We start from the raw sequence: 5,802 nt of genomic DNA on the forward strand, positions 1-5,802 counted from the left end.
GGGGCGCCTCGTGCTGTCCCGGGACGACCCGCCCGCCGCACCGCCGCCGTGCGCGGCGGGTCCGGACGGCGCACCAACACACCTCCGCGTGGTACTTGCCCGACATGCGCCCGCCTTGTGATGCTATGACCGGTTTTGCCGGACATGGCGAGGTGGTGAACGAGAACGCGACCCCCGCTCCGCAGGTCCCACCGTTGTCGACTTTGGGAGGGGTGACGTGTCCGTGCGGACACCAGGGAGCGCACCGGACGACGAGGTGCTGGCCGCCGTGATCAGCCCGGCCGGCGAGCTCCGCCCGGACGGCCTGCGCGGTCCCGGCGGCCGCCCCGCCGTCGACGTCCGCACCCTCACCCGGGTGCTCTTCGAGCGGCTCGCCGAGCTGCCCCCCGGCACCCCCGAGCGCGAGCGGGTCCGGGCCGCGCTGATCGAGGTCAACATCCCCCTGGTCCGGTACGCCGCCACCCGCTTCCGCAGCCGCAGCGAGCCGATGGAGGACGTCGTCCAGGTCGGCACCATCGGCCTGATCAACGCCATCGACCGGTTCGACCCCGAGCGGGGCGTGCAGTTCCCCACCTACGCGCTGCCCACCATCCTCGGCGAGATCAAGCGCTACTTCCGGGACAACGTCCGCACCATGCACGTCCCGCGCCGGCTCCAGGAGCTCTGGGTGCAGGTCAGCGGCGCGATGGAGGAGCTGACCGTGGTGCACGGCCGGGCCCCCAAGGTCCCGGAGATCGCCGCCAGCCTGCGCATCCCCGAGGAGGACGTCAGGGCCTGCCTGGACGCCGGACGGGCCTACAACGCGGCCTCGCTGGAGGCCGCCCAGGAGCACGAGGGCGGGCTGGCGCTGCTGGACCGGCTCGGCTACGAGGACTCCGCGCTGGCCGAGGTCGAGCACCGGGACATGGTCCGCCACCTGCTGGTGCAGCTGCCCGAGCGGGAGCGCCGGATCGTCATGCTGCGGTTCTTCGCCAACCTGACCCAGTCGCAGATCAGCACCGAGCTGGGGATGTCCCAGATGCACGTCTCACGGCTGCTGTCGCGGATCCTGACCAGGCTGCGGACCGGCAACTCCTGGGAGGACTGACCACCGGCGCCACCGTTGCCGCGCGATGGCGCGGCGACGACGGCGCGTCACCGCCGCGTGACATCTCGCGACGCCCGGGTTTGCCGGGGACCGCGCGCCGGTATGCAGGGTGGGAGGGGGGCCGGACGCGGGCACGGGAACGTTCCGACGACGGCGCCCGTTGGACCGTCAGTCACAAGGGGGTGGGTGCATGTCCTCGGATGTGGACACCGCGGAGATCCACGCTGCACCGGCCGGCGCCGCGGAGATCCCGCTCCAGCGCGCCGAGGCCGCGCCGGACGCCGGGCTCGACACCCGGACGCTCTCCCGCTCCCTCTTCGGGCGGCTGGCCGCGCTCGACCCGGGCAGCGCCGAGCACACCTATGTGCGCGACACCCTCATCGAGCTCAACCTGCCGCTGGTCCGCTACGCCTCGGCGCGCTTCCGCAGCCGCAACGAGCCGATGGAGGACATCGTCCAGGTCGGCACGATCGGCCTGATCAAGGCGATCGACCGGTTCGACCCGGAGCGCGGGGTGGAGTTCCCGACCTTCGCGATGCCGACCGTGGTCGGCGAGATCAAGCGCTTCTTCCGGGACACCAGCTGGTCGGTGCGGGTGCCCCGGCGGCTCCAGGAGCTGCGGCTGGCGCTCACCAAGGCCGGCGACGAGCTCGCCCAGCGGCTCGACCGCTCCCCCACCGTGGCCGAGCTGGCCACCTGCCTCGGCGTCAGCGAGGAGGACGTGGTGGAGGGCCTGGCGGTCGGCAACGCCTACACCGCCAGCTCGCTGGACTCCAGCCCGAGCGAGGAGGACGGCGAGGGTCCGCTGGCCGAGCGGCTCGGCTACGAGGACCTGGCGCTGGAGGGCGTGGAGTACCGGGAGTCGCTCAAGCCGCTGCTGGCCAAGCTGCCGCCGCGCGAGCGCCGGATCATCATGCTGCGGTTCTTCGGCAACCTGACGCAGTCGCAGATCGGTGAGGAGATCGGCATCTCGCAGATGCACGTTTCCCGGCTGCTCACCAGGACCCTCACCCAGCTGCGCGAGGGCCTGACCGCCGAGGGGTGAACGACGGGGCCGGGCGCCTCAGGAGGGCGCCAGCAGGTTGGCCCGCAGGCCCGCCAGGACGGCCTCGTCCAGACCGAGGCCGTCGGCCCAGAACGCGCCGAAGTCCGGCCAGCCGGTCTCGACCTCCTCGAAGGCCGCCTCCAGGTACCGGCGTTCGGCCCGGAACACCGGTAGCAGCAGCTCGGGCTCACGCATCAGACCGTGCGTCCGGAAGCCCTCCAGGACCGCCTCGACGACGGCGGCGGAACGCTCGTTGGTGAGCAGATAATCCGTCACCACCGTCTCCCGGTCGACGCCGAGGGCGGTCAGCAGCACGGCCGCCGTCCAGCCGGTGCGGTCCTTTCCGGCCGAGCAGTGGAACAGCAGCGGCGCGCCGTCCGGATCGGCCAGCAGGCGCAGCACGCCGGCGAACCGTTCGCGCGCGATCCGGTCGGTGACGAACCACCGGTAGAGACCGGCCATCATGGCATCGGCGCGCCCACCGCCGAGCAGCGTTCGCTGTTTGCGCGGATCGCGGTCGGCCAGCACCTCGCGCAGCGTCGCGTAGATGTCGAAGTCCGCCGCGAAGACCGGAAGCTGATGGAGCGCCATGGCGTCGGTGATCCGGTCCGGTCCGGCCTCGCGGATCTCGTCCGGGCTGCGCAGGTCGACGATCCGCCGCAGGCCCAGTCCGGTCAGCCGGCCCAGGTCCTCATCGGTGAGCCGGTTGAGGCCGTCGCTGCGCAGGACGACGCCGGCCCGCAGTACCAGCCCCTCGGCGGTCCGGTAACCACCCAGGTCGCGGGCGTTGACGGCGCCGAGCAGGCCCAGGCTGCGGGCGGCCTGAATTGCGGCGGTTTCGAACTGTCGCTCGGTCACTCGACGGCCTCCATTGGATATTCGGACGGTGACGTTGCACAACCCTGAGCGATATTGCATGAACCTGCCCACTGAAACGGCAGGATGTGCAAGAGTGTCACGGGCAACGCCACCGGTGTAGGGTCCGGTTCGTCCCTCGGATCGCACGATGGGTGAGCAGCGGTAACGCTAGGTTCCGGGTTTTAATTTTTAATTCATTATTTGCGCAGCCGGTACGGTTTCGGCCACAATCGGCGCCCTCATGGCCTGACCATGAACGTTGGTAACAGATTCGCTGCACTCCTGCCCATTCGGTCCGTCCTGCCCTGGAACTTCGAGCAGGATGGGCGCCGGGCAGCCTGCTGCCCGCGAACAGCTAACAGGGCAGGTTGACGCCGGCAGCGGAGCGCCCTGCCCAGGGGAGGAAAGTCAACATGGGTCGAGCGACCCGGAGAGTCGCCGCGTGCGCGGCAGCCGTCCTGCTGGCCGGAGGCCTGCAGTCGTCCCTCGCGCACGCCACCACCACCACGCCCCGGATCGACCTCACGGTCCTGGTGATCAGCGACGGCGGGCCGGCGACGGCCGCGATCGCCGCCGAGCTCAAGGGCCAGGGCACGCCGTACCGACTCGTCGACCTCAACGACGCCAACCGTCCGGTGATCGACGCGGCCTTCCTCAGCGACACGCTGAACGGCCAGCCGCGCGGCAAGTACCAGGGCATCGTGCTGCCCAACGACAACCCGTTCGCGGCCGGCTCCGCCGAGATGACCGCGATCGCGACGTACGAGGCGGCGTTCGGCGTCCGTCAGGTCGACGCGTACACCTACGCCCGTCCCGACGTCGGCCTGAACTGGGCGGTCAACCCGGGCTACATGGGTACCCTGGACGGCTTCCAGGGCCAGGTCACCACGGCTGGCCTGAGCGGACCGTTCGACTACCTCAAGGGCGCCGTCCCGTTCGAGGACAACGACCCGACCGTCTCGGAGAGCTACGGCTACCTGGCCACCCCGCTGGCCACCCTGCCGGCCGGTTCCAGCTTCACCCCGCTGGTCGAGATGCCGATCCCGAACAGCACCGCCAAGGGCTCGCTGGTCGGCGAGTACCAGCACGCCGGCCGCAAGGAACTGGTCGTCACCTTCGTCTACAACCAGTACCAGCAGCAGTACCGCCTGCTGGCGCGCGGCATAGTCGACTGGATAACCCAGGGCGTCCACCTGGGCTACGACCGCAACTACTTCGCGGCCCACGTCGACGACGTCTTCCTCTCCGACGACCGCTGGGACACCGTGCTCAAGTGCACGCCCGGCGACGTCACCTGCCCGCCCGGCACCCCGGAGACCGCCAATCCGATCCGGATGACGGTCGCCGACGCCCAGTACGCCAAGCAGTGGCAGCTCGACCACGACTTCACCATGGACATGGTGTTCAACGGCGGCGGCAGCGAGGACTGGAAGTCCGACCACGAGACCACCAGCGACCCGGTGGTCGACCAGATGGTCGCCGACCAGACCAGCTACCGCTGGGTCAACCACACCTTCACCCACCCGTACCTGGGCTGCCTCCAGGACGTCACGGTGGTTCCGTGGAAGTGCACCAAGACCACCTCGGGCAGCACCGTCTGGGTCAACCAGGCCACCATCAGTTCCCAGATCAAGGACAACCTGGACTGGGCCGCCGCCCGGGGCCTGCAGCTGGACAGGACCGAGCTGGTCACCGGCGAGCACTCCGGCCTGCTGACCGCCCCCCAGGAGACCAGCGACAACCCGTACCTGGCGCCCTCGCTGGCCGCCAACGGGGTCAAGTGGACCGCCAGCGACGCCTCCCGCGAGTCCGCCCAGCGGGCCGTCGGCTCGGCGCTGACCGTGCCGCGCTACCCGATGAACATCTTCTACAACGCCGCCACGGCGAAGGAGGAGACGGACGAGTACAACTGGATCTACACCAGCGTGGCCAACGGCGGCAGCGGCGTCTGCGAGGTCAACGCGAACTCCACCTGCCTGTCGACCCCGCTCGACGTCAACACCGGCTACCAGTCGTACATCGTGCCGCTGGAGGCCCGGATCGACCTCGGCCACGTGCTGAACAACGACCCGCGGCCGCACTTCATCCACCAGTCCAACCTGTCCGAGGACCGGATCGTCTACCCGGTGCTGGAGCGGATCCTCTCCACCTACCGGTCGCTGCACGCCGCCAACGCCCCGATCGTGAACCTCGGGCAGAAGGAGATCGGCCAGGAGTTCCAGCGCCGGGCGGCCTGGAACGCGGCCATCGCCTCCGGCCAGGTCACCGCCTACCGCACCGGTGACACCGTCGTGGTGGGCGCCCCGGCCGGCGTCCAGGTCCAGGCCACCATGCCGACCGGCACCGTCCAGCAGCTCGCCATCGGCACCGCCGCCTTCGGCACCGCCTACGCGGGCTCGCTCTCCGGCTGGGTCAAGCCCGGCCAGCTGCAGAGCGGCGTCCAGCTGACGCTGCCCTCCTCGGGCACCCCGGCCGCCCCGGCCGGCACCAGCCCGGGTGTCGCGGCCAAGTCCGTCCCGGCGCCGGCCCCGGCCGACACCAACGTCGTCCCGCAGGGCACCGCGGACGCCGTCCCGGCCGGTCCGGGCGACACGGACCGCACCGACGCGCCGACCCTGGTCCCCGGCAGCGGGGACCCGGTGGCGGGCAAGGACGTCGTTGCTGGTACGACTTCCGTAACGGCGAACGCCGACGGAAAGGCGACCGGCCACGACGGCGGCCCGCAGCAGCGCGGCAAGGCCTCCGGGGGGAAGGCCGAACCCGCCAGGAAGACCGCCGGCCACTCCGGCACCCGCTAGACAGGTGAACCCGG

The 5,802-nt window shown here is 70.8% G+C and carries 4 protein-coding genes; 3 read left to right on the plus strand and 1 reads right to left on the minus strand.

The window, feature by feature from the left end; genetic code table 11:
- Positions 1-217 precede the first annotated feature (217 nt).
- Both ABD308_RS11205 and ABD308_RS11210 read left to right on the plus strand, forming a co-directional pair.
- Positions 218-1,087 carry an RNA polymerase sigma factor SigF gene (locus tag ABD308_RS11205; RefSeq protein ID WP_344331809.1) on the plus strand — a complete coding sequence of 290 codons (870 nt, stop codon included), beginning with the start codon at positions 218-220 and terminating at the stop codon, positions 1,085-1,087.
- Positions 1,088-1,277: 190 nt separating this feature from the next.
- The gene (locus tag ABD308_RS11210) at positions 1,278-2,132 is read left to right on the plus strand and encodes an RNA polymerase sigma factor SigF (protein ID WP_344331811.1); all 855 of its coding nucleotides are present in this window, start codon (positions 1,278-1,280) and stop codon (positions 2,130-2,132) included.
- An 18-nt stretch (positions 2,133-2,150) separates the two neighbouring features.
- Here ABD308_RS11210 and ABD308_RS11215 read toward each other — a convergent pair whose 3' ends face one another.
- A complete protein-coding gene (locus tag ABD308_RS11215) occupies positions 2,151-2,990 on the minus strand; it encodes a tyrosine-protein phosphatase (RefSeq protein ID WP_344331812.1) in 840 nt (279 codons plus the stop codon).
- A 413-nt stretch (positions 2,991-3,403) separates the two neighbouring features.
- On the opposite strand from ABD308_RS11215, the gene ABD308_RS11220 reads away from it, so the two are divergent.
- A complete protein-coding gene (locus tag ABD308_RS11220) occupies positions 3,404-5,788 on the plus strand; it encodes a hypothetical protein (RefSeq protein ID WP_344331814.1) in 2,385 nt (794 codons plus the stop codon).
- Positions 5,789-5,802 lie beyond the last annotated feature (14 nt).

It is taken from the genome of Kitasatospora putterlickiae, assembly GCF_039527695.1.
Classification (GTDB): Bacteria; Actinomycetota; Actinomycetes; order Streptomycetales; family Streptomycetaceae; genus Kitasatospora; species Kitasatospora putterlickiae.

Excerpts from the sequence above, each read along its gene's own strand:
- ABD308_RS11210 (WP_344331811.1), top strand. The coding sequence starts at position 1,278 with ATGTCCTCGGATGTGGACACCGCGGAGATCCACGCTGCACCGGCCGGC.
- ABD308_RS11220 (WP_344331814.1), top strand. The coding sequence starts at position 3,404 with ATGGGTCGAGCGACCCGGAGAGTCGCCGCGTGCGCGGCAGCCGTCCTG.